18 protein-coding genes are annotated in these 25,484 nt (G+C 70.1%); 5 read left to right on the top strand and 13 right to left on the bottom strand.

Going from position 1 to position 25,484, the window contains the following annotated elements; genetic code table 11:
- A complete protein-coding gene (locus PSS76_RS19005; RefSeq protein WP_022596098.1) occupies positions 1 to 2,184 on the bottom strand; it encodes a malate synthase G in 2,184 nt (727 codons plus the stop codon).
- Positions 2,185 to 2,767: 583 nt separating this feature from the next.
- Here PSS76_RS19005 and PSS76_RS19000 point away from each other — a divergent pair.
- A complete protein-coding gene (locus tag PSS76_RS19000; RefSeq protein ID WP_005513097.1) occupies positions 2,768 to 3,124 on the top strand; it encodes a VOC family protein in 357 nt (118 codons plus the stop codon).
- A 111-nt stretch (positions 3,125 to 3,235) separates the two neighbouring features.
- On the top strand, positions 3,236 to 4,285 hold the full coding sequence (lplAB, locus tag PSS76_RS18995; RefSeq protein WP_221277952.1) for a lipoate-protein ligase LplAB: 1,050 nt from the start codon (positions 3,236 to 3,238) through the stop codon (positions 4,283 to 4,285).
- 8 nt (positions 4,286 to 4,293) lie between these two features.
- On the opposite strand, the gene PSS76_RS18990 is transcribed toward lplAB, so the two are convergent.
- From PSS76_RS18990 to PSS76_RS18955, 8 genes are all read right to left on the bottom strand, one after another.
- Entirely contained in the window at positions 4,294 to 6,636 is a 2,343-nt protein-coding gene (locus PSS76_RS18990) for a LuxR C-terminal-related transcriptional regulator (protein WP_337456534.1), read from the bottom strand.
- Positions 6,637 to 6,775: 139 nt separating this feature from the next.
- Complete coding sequence (locus tag PSS76_RS18985) at positions 6,776 to 7,654, bottom strand: 3-methyladenine DNA glycosylase (protein ID WP_084848125.1); 879 nt, start codon at positions 7,652 to 7,654, stop codon at positions 6,776 to 6,778.
- Between the two features lie 5 nt (positions 7,655 to 7,659).
- Positions 7,660 to 8,748, bottom strand: coding sequence for a hemolysin family protein (locus PSS76_RS18980; RefSeq protein WP_022596082.1), 1,089 nt, complete (start codon positions 8,746 to 8,748; stop codon positions 7,660 to 7,662).
- Complete coding sequence (locus PSS76_RS18975) at positions 8,741 to 10,111, bottom strand: hemolysin family protein (RefSeq protein ID WP_005513103.1); 1,371 nt, start codon at positions 10,109 to 10,111, stop codon at positions 8,741 to 8,743. The genes PSS76_RS18980 and PSS76_RS18975 overlap by 8 nt, the downstream gene beginning before the upstream one ends.
- Positions 10,112 to 10,399: 288 nt before the next feature.
- Entirely contained in the window at positions 10,400 to 11,836 is a 1,437-nt protein-coding gene (locus PSS76_RS18970) for a GuaB1 family IMP dehydrogenase-related protein (protein WP_005513104.1), read from the bottom strand.
- A gap of 38 nt (positions 11,837 to 11,874) precedes the next feature.
- The gene (locus PSS76_RS18965) at positions 11,875 to 12,900 is read right to left on the bottom strand and encodes a pirin family protein (protein ID WP_106851438.1); all 1,026 of its coding nucleotides are present in this window, start codon (positions 12,898 to 12,900) and stop codon (positions 11,875 to 11,877) included.
- 78 nt (positions 12,901 to 12,978) lie between these two features.
- Positions 12,979 to 13,854 (bottom strand): DMT family transporter, encoded by an 876-nt coding sequence (locus tag PSS76_RS18960; RefSeq protein WP_337456533.1) that lies wholly within the window; start codon positions 13,852 to 13,854, stop codon positions 12,979 to 12,981.
- A 3-nt stretch (positions 13,855 to 13,857) separates the two neighbouring features.
- Positions 13,858 to 15,204: a DEAD/DEAH box helicase gene (locus PSS76_RS18955; protein WP_337456532.1), complete on the bottom strand. Its 1,347-nt coding sequence runs from the start codon at positions 15,202 to 15,204 to the stop codon at positions 13,858 to 13,860.
- A gap of 84 nt (positions 15,205 to 15,288) precedes the next feature.
- Here PSS76_RS18955 and PSS76_RS18950 point away from each other — a divergent pair, with 84 nt between their 5' ends.
- Positions 15,289 to 15,789, top strand: coding sequence for a nucleoside deaminase (locus PSS76_RS18950; RefSeq protein ID WP_390892570.1), 501 nt, complete (start codon positions 15,289 to 15,291; stop codon positions 15,787 to 15,789).
- Between the two features lie 65 nt (positions 15,790 to 15,854).
- Here PSS76_RS18950 and gnd read toward each other — a convergent pair whose 3' ends face one another.
- The 4 genes from gnd to PSS76_RS18930 all read right to left on the bottom strand — a co-directional run bounded on the left by gnd (position 15,855) and on the right by PSS76_RS18930 (position 21,463).
- Positions 15,855 to 17,315, bottom strand: coding sequence for an NADP-dependent phosphogluconate dehydrogenase (gnd, locus tag PSS76_RS18945; RefSeq protein WP_022596069.1), 1,461 nt, complete (start codon positions 17,313 to 17,315; stop codon positions 15,855 to 15,857).
- Between the two features lie 151 nt (positions 17,316 to 17,466).
- Positions 17,467 to 19,782 carry a DEAD/DEAH box helicase gene (locus PSS76_RS18940; protein WP_337456531.1) on the bottom strand — a complete coding sequence of 772 codons (2,316 nt, stop codon included), beginning with the start codon at positions 19,780 to 19,782 and terminating at the stop codon, positions 17,467 to 17,469.
- A gap of 241 nt (positions 19,783 to 20,023) precedes the next feature.
- Entirely contained in the window at positions 20,024 to 20,983 is a 960-nt protein-coding gene (locus PSS76_RS18935) for a M56 family metallopeptidase (RefSeq protein ID WP_064058855.1), read from the bottom strand.
- Between the two features lie 27 nt (positions 20,984 to 21,010).
- Positions 21,011 to 21,463 (bottom strand): BlaI/MecI/CopY family transcriptional regulator, encoded by a 453-nt coding sequence (locus PSS76_RS18930; protein ID WP_013416095.1) that lies wholly within the window; start codon positions 21,461 to 21,463, stop codon positions 21,011 to 21,013.
- Between the two features lie 133 nt (positions 21,464 to 21,596).
- Here PSS76_RS18930 and PSS76_RS18925 point away from each other — a divergent pair, with 133 nt between their 5' ends.
- Together PSS76_RS18925 and PSS76_RS18920 are read left to right on the top strand one after the other, a co-directional pair.
- The gene (locus PSS76_RS18925; RefSeq protein WP_064078741.1) at positions 21,597 to 22,904 is read left to right on the top strand and encodes an alpha/beta hydrolase; all 1,308 of its coding nucleotides are present in this window, start codon (positions 21,597 to 21,599) and stop codon (positions 22,902 to 22,904) included.
- The gene (locus tag PSS76_RS18920; protein WP_337456530.1) at positions 22,901 to 25,444 is read left to right on the top strand and encodes an MprF family protein; all 2,544 of its coding nucleotides are present in this window, start codon (positions 22,901 to 22,903) and stop codon (positions 25,442 to 25,444) included. Before PSS76_RS18925 ends, PSS76_RS18920 begins: the two co-directional genes overlap by 4 nt.
- The last annotated feature ends 40 nt before the right edge of the window (positions 25,445 to 25,484 follow it).

Below are 25,484 nucleotides of genomic sequence, written 5' to 3'. Positions count from 1 at the left end.
TCAGGCGTTGGCGGCCTTGTACTCGCGACGACGGCGGTGCAGGATCGGCTCGGTGTAGCCGCTGGGCTGCTTGCCGCCCTCGAGGATCAGTTCCTTGGCCGCCTGGAAGGCGATGTTGGAGTCGAAGTCCGGGGCCATCGGACGGTACGACGCGTCGCCCTCGTTCTGGCGGTCGACGACCGGCGCCATCCGCTCGAGGCTCGCGACGACGTCGGCCTCGGTGACGATGCCGTGCCGCAGCCAGTTGGCCAGCAGCTGGCTCGAGATGCGCAGCGTCGCCCGGTCCTCCATGAGTGCGACGTCGTGGATGTCGGGCACCTTGGAGCAGCCGACGCCGGCGTCGATCCAGCGCACCACGTAGCCGAGGATCGACTGGCAGTTGTTGTCGAGCTCCTGCTGCTTCTCGGCGTCGGACCAGTCGGTGGACGGGGCGAGCGGGATCGTGAGGATCTCGTCGACCGTCGCGCGGGGCTTGCCCTTCAGCTGGTCCTGGACCGCGAACACGTCCACCTGGTGGTAGTGCGTGGCGTGCAGTGTCGCGCCGGTCGGCGACGGCACCCACGCGGTGTTGGCGCCGGAGCGGGGGTGACCGATCTTCTGCTCGAGCATGTCGGCCATCAGATCGGTCATGGCCCACATGCCCTTACCGATCTGAGCCTTGCCCTGCAGACCGGTCGCGAGGCCGGTGTCGACGTTCCAGTCCTCGTACGCGGCGATCCACGTCTGCTTCTTCATGTCGGCCTTGCGCACCATCGCGCCGGCCTCCATCGAGGTGTGGATCTCGTCTCCGGTGCGGTCGAGGAAGCCGGTGTTGATGAACACCACCCGCTGGTCCGCTTCCTTGATGCAGGCCGCGAGGTTGACGGTGGTGCGCCGCTCCTCGTCCATGATGCCGACCTTGAGGGTGTTCGCCGGCAGACCCAGGACCTCTTCGACGCGGCCGAACAGCTCGGTGGTGAAGGCCACCTCCTCGGGGCCGTGCTGCTTGGGCTTGACGATGTAGATCGAGCCGGTGCGCGAGTTGTTCAGCGGGCCGTGGTCGTCGTCGATGCTCAGGCCGTGGATCGCGCACGCGCTGGTGATCAGCGCGTCGAGGATGCCCTCGGGCAGTTCGTTGCCGTCGGCGTCGAGGATCGCGGGGTTCGTCATCAGGTGTCCGACGTTGCGGACGAACAGCAGCGAGCGCCCGTGCAGGGTCAGCTCCTCACCGTCCGGCGTGGTGTAGGTGCGGTCGCCGTTGAGCGTGCGGGTGACGGTCTTGCCGCCCTTGTCGAACGACTCCGACAGGTCGCCGCGGTTGAGCCCCAGCCAGTTCCGGTAGCCGACGACCTTGTCGTCGGCGTCGACCGCGGCCACCGAGTCCTCGAAGTCCATGATCGTGGTGATCGCCGACTCGAGCACGACGTCCTTGACGCCGGCACCGTCGGTCTTGCCGATCGGGGACGTCGGGTCGATCTCGATCTCGACGTGCAGGCCGTTGTTGCGCAGCAGCACCGAGGTGGGGTGGTCACCGTCGCCGAGGTAGCCGACGAACTTCTCCGGCTCGGCCAGAGTCGTCACGACCTCGCCGCCCAGTTCGACGGCCAGCTTGCCGTCGACCACGAAGTAGCGGGTGGCCTCGGTGTGCGAGCCCTTCGCCAGGGGTGCTGCCGTGTCCAGGAAATTGCGGGCCCACGCGATGACCTTGTCGCCGCGAACCTTGTTGTAGCCCTTACCCTTCTCCGCGCCACCGTCCTCGGAGATCGCGTCGGTGCCGTAGAGCGCGTCGTACAGCGAACCCCAGCGGGCGTTGGACGCGTTGAGCGCGAAGCGGGCATTGAGGACCGGGACGACGAGCTGCGGGCCGGCGGTCGTGGCGATCTCGGCGTCGACGTTCTCGGTCGCGACCTGGAACGGCTCGGGCTCGGGCAGCAGGTAGCCGATCTCCTGCAGGAACGCCTTGTACTCGGCGGCGTCGAGCGGCTTGCCCGCCCGCTCGCGATGCCACGCGTCGATCTGCGCCTGCAGGTCGTCGCGCTTGGCGAGCAGTGCCTTGTTCTTGGGGGCCAGGTCGGCGAACACCTTGCCCGCACCCTCCCAGAACGCCTCGGCGGAAACGCCGGTGCCCGGAAGAGCCTCATCGTTCACGAAGTCGTAGAGAACCTTGGCGACCTGAAGACCACCGACCTGCACGCGTTCAGTCATGGAACTGCCTCACTTTTCCGGTACCAGCAGCGCCCGGAACACGGCCGCTGTCAGGGCACATGGTTCGGACGCCGAACGGGACGACAACAATGTTACCCGGCGGTAGCTTCCGGAGTAGATCAGTCCGGTGCGGCGGCCAGGGCATCGACGAATACAGCTCGGGGAGCTGAGGCGCGTGAGGTGGGCGCCGACTGCGGTGGGACGAACGGTTCGCGTCCGGATGCAGACTCGATCAAGAACGGCGAGTTGGCCGATCGTGCACAGATGATACTGGCTGGTCACTTCGCTCGCGCTACGGGGCGCGGCCGGTCGGGCCCGACCCGCGACGAACGGTCCGTAGTGCGCGGTGAGCGGAATGCCACGAGCGACTCAGCTACGACACGTCGTTGCGACACGTCCGCCGGGCCCGAGGACCCGGTCCGGTAGGGCCCCAGGTCCCCCGTGCGCAGCATCCGCGGCGGGTCGGGATGAGCGGGAGCCGGTCGTGGGTGAGGATCAGCGAGCACGCGGCGGGCCGTGGCGGACCCGGACGGGTCCGTTCCGGCGCACGCGCCGAAGTTTCGATCGAGTACCGGAGGCACAAGTGAGCGACTACGACGCCAAGATGATCATGCTGTCGGTGGAAAACCTGGACGAGGCCCTCGAGTTCTACACCGGGACCCTCGGGATGACCCTGAAGTTCCGCGACGGCGCGCACTTCGCCGCGCTCGACGGGGGATCGGTGACGATCGCGCTCGCGACCGCCGTCGACCACCCGATCCCGGGCAAGGTCGTCGTCGGCATCAAGACCGCCGACGTCGATGCGGCCGCGACAGCCATCGAGGACGGCGGCGGCGCCATCGTGAAGGGTCCGTACGACGACGCCCACGAGCGCCGCGCGGTGGTCTACGACAACAACGGCAACGGCCTGGTCTTCTACAGCCCGCTCGCGCGCAAGTGACTTGCGGACAGCCCGCCGCGGGTGACGCGGCGCCTGCGCCGTCGCTCACACCGTAGGTGTCGCCGGTTCCCGCGCCACCGCCCTGTCGCACTCACCGATACGCTTCTTTTCGTGCGTGGTGAATACAAGGTTCCCGGTGGCAAGCTCGTGATCGTCGACGTCGATGTGGAGGACGGGCAGCTGTCCCGGGTGGCGCTGTCCGGCGACTTCTTCCTCGAGCCGGACGACGCACTCGAGGACATCGTCGCCGCGGTCACCGGGCTGCCGACCACCGCCGACGCCACCCGAATGGGCCAGGCGATCGCCGAGAAGATCGGCGACGACGTGGCTCTGATCGGATTCACCCCCGAATCGGTCGGTATCGCGATCCGCCGAGCGCTCGGCCACGCGACCAGCTGGCACGACCACACCTTCGACGTCATCGAACCGGTGGTGCTGGACCCGGCGATGCACGTCGCGCTCGACGAGGTGATCACCCGGGAGGTGGCCACCGGTGAGCGCCGCCCGACGCTGCGATTCTGGGACTGGGATTCTCCGCTGGTGGTGCTCGGCTCGTTCCAGTCGGTGCGCAACGAGGTGGACGAGGAGGCCGCGGCCCGGCACGGTATCGGCATCGTGCGACGCATCTCCGGTGGCGGGGCGATGTTCATGGAACCGGGCAACTGCATCACCTACTCGCTGTCGGTGCCCACGTCCCTGGTCGACGGGCTGAGTTTCGAACGCTCGTACGAGTTCCTCGACCAGTGGGTGATGGGCGCGCTCGCCGACGTCGGCATCAAGGCCCGGTACGTCCCGCTCAACGACATCGCATCCGAACAGGGCAAGATCGGTGGCGCCGCGCAGAAACGCTTCGCGGCCGGTGCGGTCGTCCACCACGTGACCATGGCCTACGACATCGACGCCGACAAGATGACCGACGTGCTGCGCATCGGCCGGGAGAAGATATCCGACAAGGGCATCACCAGCTCCGGCAAACGGGTCGACCCGATGCGCTCGCAGACCGGGATGGCGCGCGATGCGATCATCGCCGCCTTCCTCGCGCACTTCCGCGCCCGCTACGACACGACCACCAGCGCCTACACCGACGCCGAGTTGGCGGCCGCGCAGCAACTGGTCGCCACCAAGTTCGCCAACCCGGAGTGGACGTATCGGGTGCCGTGACCGGGGTGTCAGTCCGTCGGCGCCGACTCTGTGATCCAGCTGGCGACCTGCACGCGTGAGGTGAAGCCCAGCTTCGTCAGGATGTGGTCGACGTGGCCGTCGACGGTGCGGCGCGAGATCGTGAGCCTCTGTGCGATCTCCTTGTTGGTCAGGCCTTCCGCGACGAGTTCGGCAACCTCGTGCTCCCGCTTGGTCAGCACCGTCCGCTCCTGACCGGGCGTGTCCGGCATCGGCTCGCGGGACTGTTCACCGAGTGTGTACGCGATCGCGTCCGCGGTGGTCATCGATGCACCCTCACGGTGCGCGGCGTCGAGCGTCTTCGCGTCCAGCGCCTCGCGGACCGTCTCTTCGTAGTCGTTCTGGTGAACGAGCAGATTGGGGAAGAAGACCGGGTTGCTACCGACGAGCCGGCGGTGGGCGTCGGCCGCTCCCATGACGACGGCCGCGCGTCGCACCTGACCGTTCTCCGCGTCGAGCCAGGCCAGCGCCTGCAGGCACGTGAAGACCATCAGTGGATCGCGAGTCTGCCGGGTCAGGCGCAGTCCCGCTTCGAGAAGTTCGGTTGCGTGCTCGCGATCGCCCGAGCGCCAGGTGTCGACTCCGTTGGCCCACAGTGAATAGCCGCGATGGATGTATTCGCCGTGGCCCTGCGCGATGGCGAGAGCGCGGCCCTGGAAGGTCAGAGCCTGCGAGGTGTGGTCACCGACGTGGGCCCAGCCGAGCAGACTGAGCGCCTCGAGCTGGAGTTGCGGATACGCGTCGACGCCGGGGGTGTCCGCCGCGAACCGCAGGCGTACCCGAGCCTGTTCGAGGTCGCCGCTGCAGAAGGCTGTGATCCCGGCGGCCATCGCGACGTAGGCGCGGGCAATCGAATCCGCCGCCGGCGACTCCAGTGCAAGCGCGTCCTCGGCTCGGGCAGCGGCGACCGTGAGGTCACCTTGGAAGGCGGCCAGGATCGCGGCCGCGAAGAGCGATTTGGCCTGGAGGGTGGTCGGTTGCCGGTGGGTTTGGTCGAGTGCGCGATGGAGCCAGCGCCGGCCCTCGGCGAACAGGCCGCGTGCGATCCAGAACGGGTAGAGGGCGGCCGCGAGGGGCAGCGCGCTTCCGTCGTTCTCGGCGATCGCGAAGTCGAATGCCTCCCGCAGGTTCGGCAGTTCCCCGCGAAGCCGATCGCTCCAGTCGAGCTGCCGGGGACTGATCCAGTCGGCCTCCGCGTCCAGCGCCATCCGGGTGTACCAGTCGCGGAACCGCAACCGCAGATTCACATCGCCCGCGGTCTCGTCCAGCTGTTCGCGGCCGAAACCACGGACCGTGTCGAGCATCCGGTAGCGAGCCCGGCCGCGGGCGTCCTCGCGGACGATGATCGACTTGTCCACCAACGACGCCAGGATGTCGAGCAGGTCGCCGGCACAGTCCTCCCCGCAGATGTGCTCGACGTCGTCGATGTCGAAGCTCCCGGTGAACAGCGACAGCCGGCGCCACAGCTGCTGTTCCTCGGGGGTGCACAGGTCGTAGCTCCACCCGATGCTCCACTTCAGCGTCTGCTGTCGGGGCGGCACACCTCGACTGCTCCACGTCAGCAGGCCGCGACGCTCGATCAGGCGCTGCAGGATCTGCTCGGGTGACAGGGCGCGGGTGCGGGCCGCAGCCAGTTCGATTGCCAGCGGCAACCCGTCGAGCCGGGCGCAGATCTTGGCGATCGTCGCGGTGTTGTCGTCCGTCAGTGCGAACCCCGGCACCGCGGAGGCGGCCCGTTCGGCGAACAGGGCGACGGCGTCGAACCGGGACACCTTGATCACCGGTTGGCTCCGGTCCCGGCTCGGCGTGGTCAGCGGGGACACCGGAATGACGGTCTCGCAGCCGAGTCCGAGCAGTTCCCGGCTCGTGGTGAGGACATGCAGGCCGGCGCACCGCTCCAGCAACGTCTGGACCAGCTCCGCGACCGCGTCGACGACCTGTTCGCAATTGTCGAGAACGAGGAGCCTGGCCCCCTCGGCCATGGCTTCGACGAGCGAATCCCGGGGTGGGCGGCCGGTGTAGTCGCGCACCCCCAGCGTGGTGGCGACGACGTCGACGACGAAGTCCGGGTCGTGGACATCGGCGAGTTCGATGAGCCACACGCCGTCGGGGAAGTTCCGCCGGACCGAGGTCGCGACGCGCAGAGCGAGCCTGGTCTTGCCGACACCGCCGATGCCGGTGAGCGTCACGAGACGGCATTCGGTGAGCGCGCCACGAACCGCAGTGAGTTCGTGGCGGCGACCGACGAAACTGGTGAGATCGGCCGGGAGTCGGCCGTGACCGGGCGACGGACCGGACGCCTGGTGGGGCCCGAGGGTGTCGACGTCGGCCATTCCGCCACCTACGTTTCCGTCAGATCAACACAACCGAGACTACTCGCCGGGCCGGGTGGAGGCGCCGCGCACGAACCGGCCGGTGCCGGTGTAGTCGGCGATGCGCTGCTGGGGCATCGGCCGTGACGGCTGGATATGGCTAACTGTGCGCCGTGACCAGCAGTGCCCGGCACCGTTCGACCAGGTGCGTCCGCAGTCGCCCGGCCCTTTCCGCCAGCGACACCTGCTCGCGGACGTAGTCGGCGCGCCCCTGGGGGGTCTCGATGCGGACGGGTTCGTACCCGTACTCGGTCAGGTCGTAGGGGCTGGCCTTCATGTCCAACTCCCGCGCGTCCGTTGCCAAACGGAAACAGTCGATGACGAGTTCGGATTCGACGAGCGGCCCGAGCTTGGTCGCCCACTTGTACAGGTCCATGCCCGCGTGCAGGCAGCCGGGCTGTTCCCGGGCGACCTGCGTGTCCCGCGTGAGCGCGGCCTCGTTGCGGGGGACCGCGTCGGCGGTGAAGAAGCGGAACGCGTCGAAGTGCGTGCAGCGCAGTTGCATCGACTCGACCACCTCGTCGGTGCCGGCGTGCCCCAGCCGCAGCGGGACCTGCGCGTGCCGCACCGCCTCCTCGCCGCCGCGGTACACCATCGCCCACTCGTGCAGACCGAAGCAGCTCAGCTGGGGGCGCCGGGCGGCGGTGGCGGACAGCAGCTCGGCGACGAATTCGACCGTCTCTCGACGCCGTGCCAGGACGTCGGGGGACAGGGCCACCAGATCGTCGGCGGTCTCGTAGCCGGCGTAGATGAGGTAGTCGCGCGCCGACGGCCCGGCGAGGGCGGTGCCGTACCCGGGATGCCAGCGGCGCAGTTGGTTCGGTTTGACGCTGTAGTAGGTGAACAGGAAGTCGTGCACGGGATGCTTGACGCCCGCGGCCTTGCGCTGCAGGTGCGGCCCGACGAGATCCGCCACCACCTCTCGGTGGCGGTCCCGCCGGGCAGTCCACACCTCTTCCGGCAGAACTGCCGAACTCACTACTCTCAGACCGCCTTCTGACCGGGTACGACGTCGACGATCCGGTGGGTGCCGTCCCGCACCGTGCCGACGAACTCCTCGACCAGATCCTCGAGCGCGACGATACCGATCACCGCACCCGACGCGTCGACCACCGCACCGAGGTGCGAGTTGGTGCGGCGCAGCCGGGCGAGCGCGTCGTCGAGCGGCAGCGTCACCGAGATCAGCGGCAGCCGGCGGATGTCCGAGCGCGGGATCACCGTCTCGGGTCCGGCGGCCTCGTCGGCGATCCGATCGAGCACGTCCTTGAGGTGCAGGTAGCCGATCAGGGCACCGTCGGCGCCGCGCACCGGGTAGCGCGAGTAGCCGGTCTGCACGACCGCTTCCTCCACCGCTCCCAGCGTGGTGCCGCCGTCCCGGAAGGGGACGGTGCGCATCTTGGCCGACGGGATCATGACGTCGGCGACGGTGCGGCCCTCGGTCTCGAGCGCCTGCGTCAGCCGGCGGTGCTCCTCCTCGTCGATCAGGCCCTCGGTGTGGGATTCGCCGATCATCTCGGACAGCTCCATCGTGGACACCGTGGCGTCGAGTTCGTCCTTCGGTTCCACGCGCAGCATCTTCAGGATGCCGTTGGCGCTGATGTTGTAGAACGCGATGAGCGGCCTGGCGAGCTTGATGAACGCCAGGTGCGCGGGCACCAGCAGCATCGCGGTCTTCTCCGGTCCGGCGATCGCGATGTTCTTGGGGACCATCTCGCCGAGCAGGATGTGCAACACGACGACCAGACCCAGCGCGATCGTGAACGCGATCGGGTGGAGCAGGGCGTCGGGTACGCCGAGCGCGTCCATCGGGGCCTCGATGAGGTGCGCGATGGCGGGTTCGCCGACCTTACCGAGCAGGATCGAGCAGATCGTGATGCCCAATTGGGCCCCGGCGAGCATCAGCGACAGGTTCTCGCCGGCCTTGATGACGGTGGCCGCACGCTTCTTGCCCTGCGCGTGCAGCGCGTCGAGCCGGTCCCTGCGGGCGGTGATGAGCGCGAACTCGGCGCCCACGAAGAACGCGTTGCCGGCCAGCAGGACGACGGTGAGCAGAACACCGAACAGGTCACCCATGGTGCGTCACCTCCCGCGCCGGCTCGATCGCCGGCACCGGGGTGAGCAACACCCGGTCGATGCGGCGACCGTCCATCGTCAGGACCCGGGCGATCCAGCCGCGGCCGTCGGGGCCGGCGGGCAGGCCGTTCGCGTCCGGCAGTGCCACCTCGTCGCCCTCGACCGGGATGCGGCCGAGCGACGTGAGCACCAGGCCGCCGAGCGTGTCGTACTCGCCCTCGGGAGCGAGGTAGCCGGTGGCACGGCTGACCTCGTCGGTGCGCAGCAGTCCGGAGCAGGCCCAGCTGTGGCCCACCCGCTGGACGTCGATCTCGGGTTCGTCGTGCTCGTCGCGGACGTCCCCGAGGATCTCCTCGATGAGGTCCTCCATCGTCACGACGCCGGCGGTGCCGCCGTACTCGTCGACCACGAGGGCGACCTGCATGCCGTCCGCGCGGACCTGTTCCATCACCGCGTCGCCGTCGAGCGTCGACGGCACCACCGGTACGGCCTGCGCGAGCGAATCCAGCCGGGTGGTGGAACGGCGGGCGGCGGGCACGGTGAACGCGTGCTTGATGTGAACGACACCGATCGTGTTGTCCAGATCGCCGTCGACGACCGGGAATCGCGAGAATCCGGTGCGCGAGGCGGCCTCGAGCAGATCGGTCACCGTGGCGTCGGTATCGAGTGTCTCGATCTTCACGCGGGGTGTCATCAACTCCTCGGCGCTCAGTTCGCCGAAGCGCAGCGATCGGTTCACCAGCAGCGCGGTGCCGGCGTCGAGCGATCCGCGCTCGGCGGAGGTGCGGACGAGGGAGCCGAGTTCCTGTGGCGACCGGGCCGATCGCAGTTCCTCAGCGGGCTCGATGCCGAGACGGCGGACCACCCAGTTGGCGGTGCCGTTGAGCCCGTTGATCGCCCACTTGAAGATCAGCGAGAAGCCGGCCTGCAGCCCCGCGGTGGCGCGGGCGGTCGGCAGCGGCCTCGAAATCGCCAGGTTCTTGGGCACCAGCTCACCGAAGATCATCGAGAACGACGTCGCGATGATCAGCGCAAGGGCCAGCGAGATGCCGCCGGCCGTGGCATCGGACAGCCCGACGCCGGTGAGCAGCGGGGTGATGAACCGCGCGAGCACGGGCTCGGCCAGGTAACCGGTGATCAGTGTCGTGATGGTGATGCCCAACTGGGCGCCGGACAGCTGGAACGACAGCGTGCGATGCGCGTGCTGGACCTGCCGGGCACGCCGATCGCCGCCGCGCGCGTGGGCGTCGACGGTGCTGCGCTCGAGCGCGGTCAGGGAGAATTCGGCCGCCACGAAGAGGGCGGTGCCTGCGGTCAAGGCGATGAAGCCGACCAGGCTGAGGACGGTCAGTGCGACGTTCACGTCAGCACCACCCGACCCGGGGAGGGGGAGTTGCTGGGGGCGCCGGGTTTGTCACCCGGCTCGCTAGAGGAGCCCTCGGACTCGGCGTCCGGGCCCGAAGCGGTCGCGACGGGCTGTGCGTCGGGGGGCGTGTGTATGGGTGCCTCGGGCACCGGCGTCCTCTCTGTCGGGCGGCACATGTCGTCGGTTTCAACCGAAGCAGCGCCGACGATATTTCAGGAAACGAAGCCACCACTATATCGGGCGCGAATCGAACGGGATGAAACAGACATCCCGCTCAGTGCTGGGTCACCACCCGGACGGCAGGGGACGGCCCTCGGCGAACCCGGCCGCCGACTGCACTCCCAGCACGGCCTTCTCGTGCAGTTCGTCGAGCGTGCGAGCACCCGCATACGTGCAGGTGCTGCGGACACCCGAGCAGATGTGGTCGAGTAGATCCTCGACGCCGGGACGGTGGGGGTCGAGGCGCATCCGGGAACTCGAGATGCCCTCCTCGAAAAGGCCCTTGCGGGCGCGGTCGAAAGCGGAATCCTCGACCGTGCGGGCCGCGACGGCGCGCTTCGACGCCATCCCGAAGCTCTCCTTGTAGCGATTGCCGTCCCGGTCGATCCGGAGCTCGCCCGGCGACTCGTAGGTGCCGGCGAACCACGACCCGACCATCACGTTCGACGCCCCGGCTGCGAGCGCGAGCGCCACGTCACGCGGGTGCCGCACACCCCCGTCCGCCCACACGTGCGCGCCCAGTTCGCGCGCCGCGGCCGCGCACTCGGCGACGGCGGAGAACTGGGGCCGGCCGACGCCGGTCATCATGCGGGTAGTGCACATCGCGCCCGGGCCGACGCCGACCTTGACGATGTTCGCTCCCGCGTCGATCAGATCCCGGGTGCCGCGCGCCGAGACCACGTTGCCCGCCACGAGCGGTACCCCGAGACCGAGCGCGGCGACCGCACGCAGGGCGTCGAGCATTCGCTGCTGGTGGCCGTGCGCGGTGTCGAGCACCAGCAGGTCGGCGCCGGCGTCGGCGAGGGCCTTCGCCTTCGCGGCCACGTCCCCGTTGACCCCGACGGCCGCCGCGATCCGCAGCCGGCCCCGCTCGTCGACGGCGGGGGAGTAGATGCCGGCCCGGATCGCACCGGTACGGGTGAGGACACCGGCCAGCATGCCGTCGTCGTCGACGATCACCGCGAGCGGATCGTGCCGCGACTCGAGCAGCCCGAACACCTCGCGCGGGGTCGCGGTGACCGGAGCGGTCGCGAAGTCACGCACCGCCACCGCGCCGACCCGGGTGAACCGGTCGACGTCCGCGCAGGACGACTCGGTGAGCACCCCGATCGGCTTGCCGCCGTCGACGACGACCGCCGCGCGGTGCGCCCGCTTGTGCAGCAGGGTCAGTGCGTCGGAGACGGCGTCCTCGGGGTCGAGGGTGATCGGGGTGTCCGCGACCAGGTGCCGGCTCTTGACGAACTCGACGGTTTCGGCGACCGCGGACGACGGAACGTCCTGCGGGATGACGACGAGCCCGCCGCGCCGGGCGACGGTCTCGGCCATCCGACGGCCCGCGACGGCGGTCATGTTGGCGACGACGATCGGGATCGTGGTGCCCGACCCGTCCGACGTCGCCAGGTTCACGTCGAAGCGTGACGCCACGTCGGTCCGGTTCGGGACCAGGAACACGTCGTCGTAGGTGAGGTCGTACGGCGGGCGCTGCCCTTCGAGGAACTGCACAGTCGCCGAGCGTACTGCCCGGACGGGGAGTGCGCCCGCTATCCGGCGTGTGCCGGGTCCGGGCGTTCGACCCGCCCGTCGCCGTAGCGGGCGAAGCGCCCGGCGTCCCGGTCGTGCACGGGCGCGTCGTCGGGCCACGGCCAGCCTCCGAAGCCGGTGCGCCGGTAGTCGTCGTACGCCTCGAGGATCTCGCGTTCGGTGTTCATCACGAACGGGCCGCGGGCCGCGACGGGCTCGCCGATCGGGACGCCCTGCAGCACCAGCACGGTGGCCGCCGTCTCGGCGCGCACGGTGAGCGCGGCGCCGTCGTCGGGGGCGTACCCCCAGCCGGACTCGACGTCGGTGCCGTCGACATGGACGCGGGCTCCGTCGCCGTGGACGTAGAGCACCCGGCGCGCATCCGGCGACGTGGCCGCGGGCAGCTCGACGACGGCGCCGGGCTCGAGGTCCACGAGCCAGATCGCGACGTCCGAGGTGACGTCGGACGCCCACGAGTTGGCCGGCGGCGCCGGCGCATCCTCGCCCGCGAAGCGTCCCGCGATCACCCGCACCCGCGCACCGTCGAGGGCCACGTCGGGGATGTCCTCGTTCCACTGCATCGTGAACTCGGCCGGTGCGGACTTGTCGCGCGCAGGCAGGTTCAGCCAGATCTGGTACAGCTCGAAGTCGTTGTCGCCGTCCTGATTCAGCAGCGGAAACATCTCGGAGTGGCTGACGCCGCCGCCGGCGGTCACCCATTGCACGTCGCCACCGCCGTAGCGGGCGGACGCGCCGGTGGAGTCGGCGTGGTCGACGAAACCGCGCCGGACGACGGTGATCGTCTCGAAGCCGCGGTGCGGGTGTGCGGGGAATCCGGGGACCGTGGTGCCGTGGTACATGTTCCAGCCCGACGGGTTGCCGAAGTCCTGGCCGAGCGGGCGGTCGGAGACGTCGACGGCGGGAGTGAGATCCGCGGTCCCCTGCGGGTAGTGGTCGACGTGGTGCACGGCGAACAGGAACGGGTCCAGCGCGGGCCACGGGGTGCCGAGACGAAAGACCTGTGCCGTGCGGGCGGGGGTGCTCACGGTGCCTCCAGGAGAAAGATAGTTGAAAGTTACATTTCTCATGATCTCAACGTCCGGGCGGCGGGCAGGCATTCCCCTTCAGTTCGCGACGGACTCCGCCTCTGGTTGCAGCGTGGCCTGGTCGCGCGAGAGCGCGATCGTGGTCGCCAGCATCACGACGATCGCCGCGGCGACGACGGCCAGACCGGTCCCGGAGACCTGCAGGCGCTCGTCGAGCACGGTCATGCCGAGGAAGATCGCGACCACCGGCTCGCCGATCGTCATGGCGGGCAGCGATGCCGACAGCGGCCCCACCTGGAACGCGCGCTGCTGGAGGTACACGCCGACGATCCCGGCGGCGAGCAGGGCGTAGGTCTGCCACGCGCCGAGCAGGTGTCCTACCCCGTGCTCGAGAAGGTCGGTGACGTACTTGGTGAAGGCCACCGCGACTCCGTAAAGCGCGCCGCTCGCCGTGCCGAGCAGCAGCGCCCGCCACCCCGGATCCATCCGCGGCGACAACCCGAGCGCGGTCGCGCCGGCGACGAGCACCACCACCGTGATCAGCGGCACCGACCACTGCGCCCACGGTGCGTCGGTGCCGCCCTCCGTGGGATTGCCGACGACGAGGAACACCGCGAGCGCGGCCGTCAGTGCGATCGCCAGCGCCCACGAACGTCGGGTGAGCCGGTGCCCGGAGAACTTTGCCGACAGCGGCAGCGCGAACAGCAGCATCGACACCAGCAGTGGCTGCACCACCAGCACCGAGCCGAGTGCGAGCGCGATCACCTGGAACAGGTAGCCTCCGCCGTCCCCGACGATGCCCGCCCACCAGCGTGGGCTGCGCACCAGAGCCGCGATGAGCGATCGGTCCTCGGGAACCTGCGCCGCCGCGGTCTGCTGGGCCACCGACGCGCACGCGAACAGGAACGCGGCGATGAGCGCGCACAGGATCGAGGCGGCGGGCAGCCCGGACATCGGTCAGCTCCCGCCGCGCCGACGGCGGCTCTGCCCGGACTCGGGACGGCCGGTCCCGTCGCGGCGTGGCCCGCCGCGTCCGCGGAAGCCGCGCTGCGGACCCGGGCCCCGCCGGTCCGCGGGGGCCTCCTTCTTCGGTGGCGCGGATGCGGTCTCGGGCTCGGGCACCGGGGTTCCGCTGGGCTCGCGGGCGCCGGTCACCGCCTCCCAGCGGCGGTCGCGGCCGCCCACGGTGAGTGGGTCGACGTCCACCCCGGCGGCACGCATCACCTTCGCGGCGGGACCGCGCTCGTCCTCGGTCACCACCGTCACCACGACACCCGACTCCCCGGCGCGGGCGGTGCGGCCCGCGCGGTGCAGGTACGCCTTGGGTTCGGTGGGCGGGTCGACGTGCACGACGAGCGAGACGTCGTCGACGTGGATGCCCCGCGCTGCGACATCGGTCGCCACCAGCACCGGCAGGGTCCCGCCGGCGAACTCGGCAAGCACCCGGGTGCGGTGGCCCTGCGGCTTGTCGCCGTGCAGGCCGCCCGCCGCGATCCCGACCGCCCGCAACTCGTCGGTGAGGCGGTCCACGCCCGCCTTGGTTCGGACGAACAGCAGCGTCCGGCCCTTACGGGCCGCGATGCGGGCGACGGTGGGGTACTTCATCTCTCGCGGCACGTGCAGCACGTGGTGTTCCATCGAGTCGACGGCGGCGACGGCCTCCGCGGTCGCGTGCGTGACCGGGTCGTGCAGGTAGCGCGCGACGAGCGTGTCCACCTCGCCGTCGAGGGTCGCCGAGAACAGCAGCCGCTGCGCGGTTTCCGGGGTGCGGTCCAGGATCTCGGTGACCTGCGGCAGGAACCCCAGCTCGGCCATGTGGTCGGCCTCGTCGACGGTGGTGATGCGGACGTCGTCGAGCGTGATCGTCCCCTGGGACACGTGGTCGGCGAGCCGGCCCGGTGTCGCGATCACGACGTCGACGGTGCGTGAGAGCTTGACAGCCTGCGCCTTGAACGGAACGCCGCCGACGATCGTGGCCGTCCGCAGACCCAGCGCGAGGGCCGGGTCGTCGAGCGCTTTCTCGATCTGTGCGGCCAGCTCGCGGGTGGGGGCCAGGACCACCGCGCGCGGACGCGATGGCCGACTCGCCCCGCCCTTGAGGCGCACCAGCAGCGGCAGACCGAACGCCAGGGTCTTGCCCGACCCGGTGGGGCCGCGACCGAGAACGTCACGTCCGGCGAGGATGTCGGGAATGGTGGCAGCCTGGATCGGGAACGGCGCCGAAACACCCGCGCGGCCGAGGGCGTGCACCAGTATCGGGGGCAGACCGAGCTGCGCGAAGGTGGGGAGGGGACGGTCGGACATGGGTGGCGCGGGCCTTCCGGTCGTGAAGTCACAGGCTACCGCGGGGTGGGACAATCGCGGTTCCGTGTGAAAGAGGAGGTACTGGTGTCCGAAACGGGAAGTTCCGAACTGGTCAGCGAGGTCGAGTTCCGGCATCTGCAGCGCTGCGTCGAGCTCGCGGCGGAGGCGTTGCTGGCCGGTGACGAGCCGTTCGGGTCGGTGCTCGCGACCGCCGACGGCACCGCGGTGGCGGAGGATCGCAACCGCATCGCCGACGGTGACAGCACGCGGCATCCCGAGTTCGAACTGGCCCGTTGGGCTGCCGAGAACCTGAGCGCCGAGGAACGGGCCGGCGCGACGGTGTACACGTCGGGGGAGCACTGCCCGATGTGCGCGGCCGCGCACGCCTGGGTGGGCCTGGGCCGCATCGTCTACGTCGCCTCCACCGCGCAACTGGTGTCGTGGCTCGGTGAGATGGGAGTGCCGCCGGCGCCCGTCCGTCCGCTGCCGATCCAGGACATCGCGCCCGGGGTGACCGTCGTCGGACCGATCCCGGAACTGGTCGACGACGTGCATCTGCTGCACCGCCGGCTCCACCAGGGCTAGTCGTCACAGACGGATCGGGGCGGACGCCGCAGCGTCCGCCCCGATCCGTCTGTAGGCAGGGCTGCTCAGGCCTCGATCTCGGAGCGGTCGCCGCTCCAGAGGGTGTGGAACTTGCCCGGCATGTCGACGCGCTCGTACGTGTGGGCGCCGAAGAAGTCGCGCTGGCCCTGGGTCAGTGCGGCCGGCAGACGCTCGGCGCGCAGACCGTCGTAGTACGACAGCGACGATGCGAACGCCGGCACCGGGATACCCAGCGTGGTCGCCGTGACGACGACCCGACGCCAGCTGTCGATCGCGTTCTCGATGGCCTCACGGAAATAGGGCTCGACGATCAGCGACGTCAGCTCCGGATTGGTGTCGTACGCCTCCTTGATCCGGTTGAGGAAGCGGGCGCGGATGATGCAGCCACCGCGCCAGATCGTGGCCATGTCGCCGGGCGTCAAGTCCCAGCCGTACTCGTCGCTGCCGGCACGGATCTGGTCGAAGCCCTGCGCGTACGCGACGATCTTCGACGCGTACAGCGCGCGGCGGATGTCCTCGGTGAACTGCGCGACATCGGTCGGCTTGGCGCCCAGCTCACCGGACGCCAGTCCCTGCGCGGCCTTGCGCTGCTCGCGCGACCCGGACAGCGCACGGGCGAAGACGGCCTCGGCGATGCCGGTGACCGGCACACCCAGATCCAGTGCGGACTTGACCGTCCAGCGGCCGGTGCCCTTCTGCTCGGCGGCGTCGACGATCACGTCGACGAGCGCCTTGCCGGTCTTGGCGTCCTTCTGGCGCAGCACCTCGGCGGTGATCTCCACCAGGTAGCTCTCGAGATCGCCGCCGTTCCACTCGGTGAACACGTCGGCGACCTGCTCGGCGTCGAAGCCGAGCGCGTCACGGAACAGGTTGTAGGCCTCGCCGATGAGCTGCATGTCGGCGTACTCGATGCCGTTGTGCACCATCTTCACGAAGTGACCGGAGCCGTCCGGTCCGATGTGCGTGCAGCACGGGGTGCCGTCGACGTGCGCCGAGATCGACTCGAGCAGCGGGCCGAGCGCCGCGTACGACTCCTTGGGGCCACCCGGCATGATCGAGGGGCCGTTGAGCGCGCCCTCCTCGCCGCCGGAGATGCCGGCGCCGACGAAGTGCAATCCGCGCTCACGCAGCGCCGCCTCGCGGCGGATGGTGTCGGTGTAGAGCGCGTTGCCACCGTCGATGATGATGTCGCCGGGCTCCATCGCGTCGGCGAGCTCCTCGATGACCGCGTCGGTCGCGTCGCCCGCCTTGACCATGATCAGCACGCGTCGCGGCTTCTGCAGCGCGCCGACGAACTCCTCGATGGTCTCGGTGCGGACGAAGTCGCCCTCGTCGCCGTGCTCGGCCAGTAGCGCGTCAGTCTTCGCGATGCTGCGGTTGTGCAGGGCCACCGTGTGTCCGTGGCGGGCGAAGTTGCGGGCGATGTTGGATCCCATGACGGCGAGCCCGGTGACGCCGATCTGGGCGCGGGCAGCCTCGGTGCTGGCAGAAGTCTCTGAGGTCATGGTTACAGCTTCCCCCGAGACCCCACCGTGACGCGAACCGGCCCCGCTGTTCGGGGCGTGACACCGGACACGCATTCGGCCCCGGATGCCCTGCGTAGGGCGGCCGGGGCCGAATGCGGTTCACGGGCGGTCGATCACCTCGACCCGTGCACTATGCGTTGCGGTTGCGGTGCGGACCGTCGAAGCCGTCGTAGCTGCGACGCTCGGTGCGGCTACGGAAACCGTTGCTGCGCTGCTCGGACGGACCCGAGGAGTTGCGTCGGTCACCGAACGAGCGGCTGTCCCGGTCGCCGAAGTCCCGACGCGGGCCGCGGTCGTTACGGTCGTCGCGGTTCCCGCGGAAACCGCCACCGTCGCCGTCCCGGCGGGGGCCACGGTTGTCGAAGTCCCGGCGGGGGCCACGGTTGTCGCCGTCCCGGCGGGGGCCGCGGTCGTCACGGTTGCCGAAGGAACGGTTGTCGCGGTCGCCGCGGAACCCGTTGCTGCGCGAATCGCCTCCACGAGAATCGTTTCCGCGGAAGCCGCCCTCGCTGCGACGGTCGCCGGAATCGCGGCGCGAGCCGCGGTCGTCGCGGTTGCCGAACGAGCGGTTGTCCCGGTCGCCGAAGTCCCGACGCGGGCCACGGTCGTTACGGTCGTCGCGATTGCCGCGGAAACCGCCACCGTCGCCGTCGCGGCGGGGAGCGCGATTGTCCCGGTCGCCGAAGTCGCGGCGCGGGCCGCGGTCGTCGCGGTTGCCGAACGCGCGGTTGTCCCGGTCGCCGAAATCACGACGGGGCCCGCGGTCGTCGCGGTTACCGCGGAAACCGCCACCGTCGCCGTCGCGGCGGGGAGCGCGGTTGTCCCGGTCGCCGAAGTCGCGGCGCGGGCCGCGGTCGTCGCGGTTGCCGAACGAGCGGTTGTCGCGGTCGCCGAAGCTGCGCTCACCCCGGCCACGGTCCCCGAAGTCGCGACGCGGACCACGGTCGTCGCGATTGCCGCGGAAACCACCACCGTCGCCGTCCCGGCGCGGGCCACGGTCCCCGAAGTCGCGGCGCGGACCCCGGTCGTCCCGGTTGCCCCGGAAGCCGCCCTCGCGGCGGGGACCGCGATCACCGAAGGAGCGCTCACGGCGATCGCCACGGCTGTCGCGCTCGCTGCGGAAGTAGCTGTCGCGCACCGGCTCACCGCTCGGCGCCTGCGCGCCCGTGATGGTCGCCAGTTCCTCCGAGCCGGGGAACACCGGGACGGCGGTCGCGTTCACGCCGGCCATGCCCGTCAAACGCCGGAACATGCGTCGCTGGTTCGGGAGCACGATCGCCGCGACGACGCCCGCCTCGCCCGCGCGGGCGGTGCGGCCGGCGCGGTGCAGGTAGTCCTTGTGATCCTGCGGCGGATCGACATGCACGACGAGGTCGATACCGTCGACGTGGATGCCGCGCGCCGCGACGTCGGTGGCCACGAGTACCGGGGTGCGGCCCGTCTTGAAGCGCTCGAGCACGCGGGTGCGCTGGTTCTGGGCTTTGCCGCCGTGCAGGGCCTCGGCCGCGACACCCTTCTCACGCAGGCGCTCGGTGATGCCCTCGGCGCCCAGCTTGGTGCGCGCGAACATGATCGTGCGGCCGCCCTCGCGGGAGGCGATCTCGGCGAGCACCGCGTCCTTGTCGCCGCGGTCGACGAGCAGCACGTAGTGGTCCATCGTGGTGACCGAGGCGCGGCCGTCCTGCGTCGAATGCAATTCGTGCTCGGGCAGGAACTCCCGCACCAGCGTCTTGACGTCGTTGTCGAGCGTCGCCGAGAACAGCAGGCGCTGGCTGTCGTTCGGCGTGTCGGCGAGCAGCGTGCGGACCTCGGGCAGGAAGCCCATGTCGGCCATCTGATCGGCCTCGTCGAGCGCGGTCATCTCGATCTCGCCGAGGACGCACGTGTTCTGCCGCAGGTGGTCGCCGAGGCGGCCGGGGGTGGCAACGAGGATGTCGACGCCGCGGCGCAGCTGGTCGACCTGCTTGGTGAACGGGGTGCCGCCGACGGCGGCGCGCACGTTGAGTCCGAGCGAACCGGCGTACGGGGTGAGCGAATCGACGACCTGGAATGCGAGTTCGCGGGTCGGCACGAGAACCAGCGCGCGCGGACGCTTGGGCGCCGGGCGGTCCTCGTGGCGAGCCAGGCGTGCCAGCATGGGCAGACCGAACGCGAGCGTCTTACCCGAACCGGTCTGCGCGCGACCGAGGATGTTCTTGCCGGCGATGGCATCCGGGATGGCCATCGCCTGGATCGGGGACGGCACCGTGATCGAGTTGCGGGCCAGCGCGGCGACGACGGGTTCGGGCAGGCCGATCTCGGCGAACGTCACCTCGGCGGTGGCGCCTTCGGTCTCGATGGTTTCAGAAGACTCGTCGACCTCGGGGGATACGGTTTCGACGGAGGCCGGGACGACGATGTCGTCCTGGCTCTCCTGTACCGACGAATCTTGGGCAGCAGTGGTCACGCGGAATTACCTCTCCGGACGTAGGGCGCGTCGCGGAGCGGGCTGTCATGCAGCCGCACGAAGAGACGAGCCAGGGCACATGTCACCTTGGCCATCCGAAACGCGTCTTGCGGGAGAGATGGGGCTGTGTGCCGCACAATTAGTTGATCGGGCCGCGACAGCGGCCGCATTCGAGTGTACGCGACGACGTCGGCAGTGGACGATCCGCGGCGGCAGGTGTGACCAGTGCTACTTCGGTGGCTCAGGGTTGCGCGGCCGAGAACAGCCGGCTGAGCTCCACCAACCAGGGCACCGCGACGGCGATGGTCGGTACCACGAGGATGGCGGCCGCGCAGACGTACGCGGCCGCGGCGATCCGGATGTCGCCGACCGAGTCGGTGAGGCGCTGGACCCGCACCAGTGTGCTGGGCCCGCCGGCCGCCATCGCCCCGCGGGGCGCGGTGGAGCCGGCACACGCGACCAGCGCGCGGGCGAGTGGGCCGGGGCCGGTGACCTTGACGGCCGAGTCGTCGGCGAGGAGTTCGACGAGCAACTGCACCGAGCCGAGCGCGGACTTCGAGCGCACCACCCGCGGGAAGGCGTGGTGGACGGCGGTGAATGCTTCGAGCACCAGATCGTGCCGGGCCCGCAGGTGCGAACGCTCGTGGGTGAGGATCGCAGTGACCTCGGCGTCGTTGAGCGAATTCAGCGTGCCCTCGCTGAGCACCACCCGTTGACGGAGACCCGGAAGGCAGTAGGCGATCGGCTCCGCGGCGTCGAGCACCCGAACGCCCGGGAAGGTTCCGAGCGCGGTCGAGATGTCGCCGCGGTCGAGAAGGTCGACCAGCATGCGGTGGCGGGCACGCCGGCGGCGGGTGTGCACCCCCACCCGCACCATCGAGAAGATCAGCTTGGCGCCGATCAGGAGGGTGAGACCGAACACGACGACGTACAGGATCCACAGGGGGAGCCCGAGCGCGTCGATCTCGGCGGTCGGCTCCGTCGTGGGGCGGCCGTCGGGGCCGGGCACCAGTAGCTGGCTCGCGATCGCGAGGCCCGAGCTGAACGCGGACAACACCGCTGCGAGCGCAATCGCCTGCCAGAGCACGAGAGCGGCCCGAGGGGCGCGGAACGGCCACCGCGCGCGACTGAGCAGCGCCGGTACGGGACCGGTGAGAGCGAGCGCGAGCAGCCCGAAGGCCAGCGCCGTGGTGGCGTTCATCGTCGACAGGTCATGGCAGCGGGGGCCTCAGCTCGCTCGTCCGGTGCCCGGGCGCAACCCGGTGGGACGAACGGGATCCCCGACCTGAGTCACCGGCTCGGACTTCGCGGCTTCGGCAGCCTCGAGTGCGGCGAGGGCCTCACGCAGTGCGGCCGCCTCGTCGGCGCCGACCTGGCCCACGAAATGGACCAGCGCGGCAGCACGCTCACCGGACGCGTCGGCCTGCTGCAGGGCGTCGACCATGAGGCTCGCGACCAGTTCGTCGCGGCCGTGCATCGGGAGGTAGCGGTGCGCGCGGTCGTCGCGCTGCTGGATCACCAGGTGCTTCTTGGCAAGTCGCTGCAGCACTGTCATCACCGTGGTGTACGCGAGTTCGCGCCGGGTCGCCAGCGCCTCGTGTACCTGTCGCACAGTCTGAGGCTCCGTCACCGACCACAGATGGTCCATCACCGCACGTTCGAGCTCGCCGAGTCCAGCCATGCTCCGATTCTACGGACCGCCCTCCCGGAATGGTTACTACTGGCGGTAGTAACTTCGGGAAGTTCGGTGTGGTATCGGTCTCACCGCGGCGCCGGGCGGTATACCGGTGGGGAAACGACAGCGCGGAGGTCCGATGTTCGGGTGGCTCGATCGACTGTCGCTGGTCTCCGGGCCGTTGCCGGTCGTCCTCGCGGTCTGCGGAATCGCCGGTGCCGGCTGGTTGCTCGCGAGTCGGCGACGCTGGTTCCTGCGCTGGGCGCTGCCCGCGTCGGTGGTTGGAGCGGTCGCCGCGACGCTGCTGCTGTGGGTGATCGTCGAGAAGGTGTGGAAGCCGTTCCCCGACCCGATCGAGACGTCGGTGTACGTGTGGATCGGCATCGGGCTGTGGGCGGCGCTGCTGGCGCTCCCGCGCGCCTTCACCACTCGCAAGTGGTGGGTGCCGATCACGGTGCTCGCGGCGGGGGCCGTCGTGCTCGCGGTCGCCGTGCAGATCAACCTGGTGTTCTACGCCTATCCCACGGTGGGGACCGCGCTGGGGCTGCCGGACCCGGACCGGATCGACTTCGCCGAGGTACCTCCGCCGACGGACCCCGTCGTCACCGGTAGGCCCCTCGAGGATGCGTGGGCGCCGCAGGCTCCCACCGATCTTCCGGCCAGCGGCCGCTACACGACCGTGGCCATCCCCGGCGCGACGTCGGGGTTCGCCGCGCGCGACGCCGTCGTCTATCTGCCACCCGCCTACTTCGCGAACCCGCGGCCCCTGCTGCCGGTGCTGGTGATGCTCGCCGGGCAACCCGGGTCCCCGGAGGACTGGCTCAACGGCGGCAAGCTCGCGATGACGATGGACGCGTTCGCGCGCGAACACCACGGACTCGCCCCGGTGGTCGTCGTTCCGGACGGCACGGGTTCGCAGCTGGCCAACCCGTTGTGTCTCGACTCGCAGCTGGGGAAGGTCGCCAGCTACCTCGCAGTGGATGTACCGACCTGGATCACGACGCACCTGCAGGTCGACCCCGATCCGCGGTCCTGGGCGGTCGGCGGATTGTCCTACGGCGGAACGTGTTCGCTGCAGTTGGCGACCAACCATCCCGAGGTGTACCCGACGTTCCTCGACCTGTCCGGTCAGGAGGAACCGACGCTCGGCGACCGCCGACGGACCGTCGACCAGGCGTTCGGCGGTGACGAGGCTGCGTTCGTCGCGGTGAATCCGTTGGATCTGATGAAGTCGCGACGCTATCCGGACACGGCGGGGATCATCGTCGTGGGCACGCGCGACGACGCCTATCGCGGCGGCGCCCAGAAGGTCTTCGCGGCAGCGCGGGACGCGGGCATGGACGTGCAGTACGTGGAGGTGCCGGGCAGCCACAGTTTCGCGGTGTGGTCGGCGGGGCTACGGCAGGAGATGGATTGGCTGGCCGAGAGGATGGGACTGATCTCGTGACAACGCTCCGCCGTTACGCGCGCCGGACATACGAGCTGCTCCGCTACGGAGCTGCCGGAGCACCGGTCAGCATCACCCTGCTCGCCGTCATGTGGGTACTCGGCTTCGCGACCGACTCCATCGTCCACGGTCCCGGTCAGTTCGTCGACCGGCATCTCGCCGTCGGGATCGGTCCCGTCGAGCACTGGCGGTTGTGGACCAGTCTCAGTGCGGGTCTGTGGGCACCCGGGCTCGCCGGCTACCTCGGCGCCACCGTGCTCGTCTTCCTGGTCGCCGCCCCGCTCGAGCGCCGGATGGGGTCGGGGCGCTTCGCACTCGCGGCGCTGATCACCCAGGTAGCCGGCGCGCTGGTGGGCCTGGCCGTCGCGTCGGCGGTGAAACTGCTCGACGCGGACTGGGGCTTCCGGCTGCACATCGGGACCGCGGTAGGCCCGACGACATGGATCGCGGGCGCCGCGATGGCGGCGAGCGCCTCGATGGACACGCTGTGGCGCAGACGGATCCGCGTGAGCCTGCTGGCTCTCACGATCACGCTGGTGTTGTTCGCCGGACAGTTGCAGGACGTGATCCGACTCGGCGCGGTGATCGTGGGCCTGTGTATCGGTCCGTGGATCGTCCACCGGTCCGCCCGTGGCGCGCGGATCTCCGGGACCCGGCGCGAGGGCCGGGTCCTGGTCGCGATCGTCGTGGCCGCCACCTCGATCGGCACGATGCTCGCGGCGCTGTCGCCGCACGCGGTCGGGCCGCTGTCGGTGTTGCGTGACCTGTTCCGCGGGGTGCCCTGGACGACCGCCGAGGTCCGCGAGATCTGCGCGGAGTCCTCGTCGTCCCTCGACTGTCGGCGGGGTGAACTCGACCTGCGCCTGTCCGGGCTCGGCCCGACCCTGCTCAGCCTGATGCCGTCGGTGTTCCTACTGGTGCTGTGCGACGGGCTGCGCCGCGGCCGCCGGTTCGCGTGGATCGCCTCGCTCGTCGCGCAGTTGCTGCTGCTGGCGCTGTCGCTGCTGAACTTCGCGGTCCGCTACATCGACGTCGCCGACGAGGAGTCGCTCTTCTACGGCCTCGACGCCCCCAACGTGTACCGGACACTGACGCCTTTCCTGACGCCGCTCGCGCTGGTGGTGCTGCTGTTGGCGACCCGCAAACTGTTCGACGTGCAGGCGCCGTCGAAGACCTATCGCAGGCTCGCCGGCAAACTCGCCGTGCTGATCGCGGGTCTCGGTGTGCTGTACGTACTCGGGGGCCTGTGGGCGCGCAACGGTTTCGACCGTCGCCCCACCGCCTGGACGCTGCTCGCGGACTTCCCGGAGCGGCTGGTGCCGCCGGTGTACCTGCAGATGCTCGACCCGCGTCTGCTGCCCGACGACTGGGCGTCGACACTGCTCTACGAGTGGACCGGCGTCGTGTTCTGGGTCGTGGTGTGCGTGCTCGTCGGCGCCACGTTCCTGCGGCCCGCGCACGGCGCCGACACCGGCGCCGCCGAACGGGCACGGGAGATCCTCGTGCACGGATCGGGTAGTGCGCTGGCCTGGATGACGACGTGGCGCGGCAACTCCTACTGGTTCGGCGCCGGAGCAGACAGCTACGTCGCCTACCGGGTGATCGGCGGTGCGGCGCTCACGACGGGCGGGCCGGTGGGCCGACCGGATCGGGTGCGTGACGACGTCGTCGGGTTCGCGGAGTTCGCGGCGTCGAACGGCTGGGTGCCGTGCTTCTACTCGGTGACCGGGGACGTACGGGACGCGGCGACCGCACAGGGCTGGGTGGGCGTGCAGGTGGCCGAGGAGACGGTCCTCGATCTCGGCTCGATCGCGTTCACCGGCAAGAAGTTCCAGGACGTGCGCACCGCACTGAACAAGGCGGCGAAGTCGGGGATCACCGCCGAATGGGTGAGCTTCCCCACGGCGCCGCTCGCGATCACCGACCAGATCACCGCGATCTCCGAGGAATGGGTGGCCGACAAGGGCATGCCCGAGATGGGGTTCACGCTCGGCGGCCTGCAGGAAATGGACGACCCCGAGGTGCGTTGCCTCATCGCGGTCGACGAGCAGCGCACCGTGCACGGGGTGACGTCGTGGCTGCCGGTGTACCGGGACGGCCGGGTGGTCGGATGGACGCTGGACTTCATGCGTCGGCGCGGCACCCCCGAGGCCTTCCGCCCGGCGATGGAGTTCCTCATCGCGTCGGCGGCGTTGCTCCTCGAGCAGGAGGGCGCCGAGTTCGTGAGCCTGTCCGGGGCCCCGTTGGCGACCGTGCGCGACGGCGAGCAGGCGGACGTGCCGAGCGAGGTGCGGCCCGGGCTGTCGGAGGCGATGGACTCGTTGCTCGACGTGCTCGGCCAGACTCTCGAACCGGTGTACGGGTTCCGGTCGCTGCTGGCGTTCAAGTCGAAGTTCCAGCCGCGGTACGAGCCGATGTACATGTGTTTCCCGGACCCTGTCGCCCTGCCGAGCATCGGCAATGCGATCGGCCGCGCCTACTTGCCGGACGTGTCGCTGGGGCAGAGCGTGCGCCTGGTGCGGACGCTGATCAAGCGCTGACGTACCCCCGATCGGTGGTTGACGTGGTTGACTTGCTGGT

This window comes from Prescottella sp. D32, assembly GCF_037287305.1.
GTDB classification, from domain to species: domain Bacteria; phylum Actinomycetota; class Actinomycetes; order Mycobacteriales; family Mycobacteriaceae; genus Prescottella; species Prescottella equi.
The sequence above is the reverse complement of the archived record's forward strand: the minus strand, read 5'-3'. Positions and strand labels throughout refer to the sequence as shown.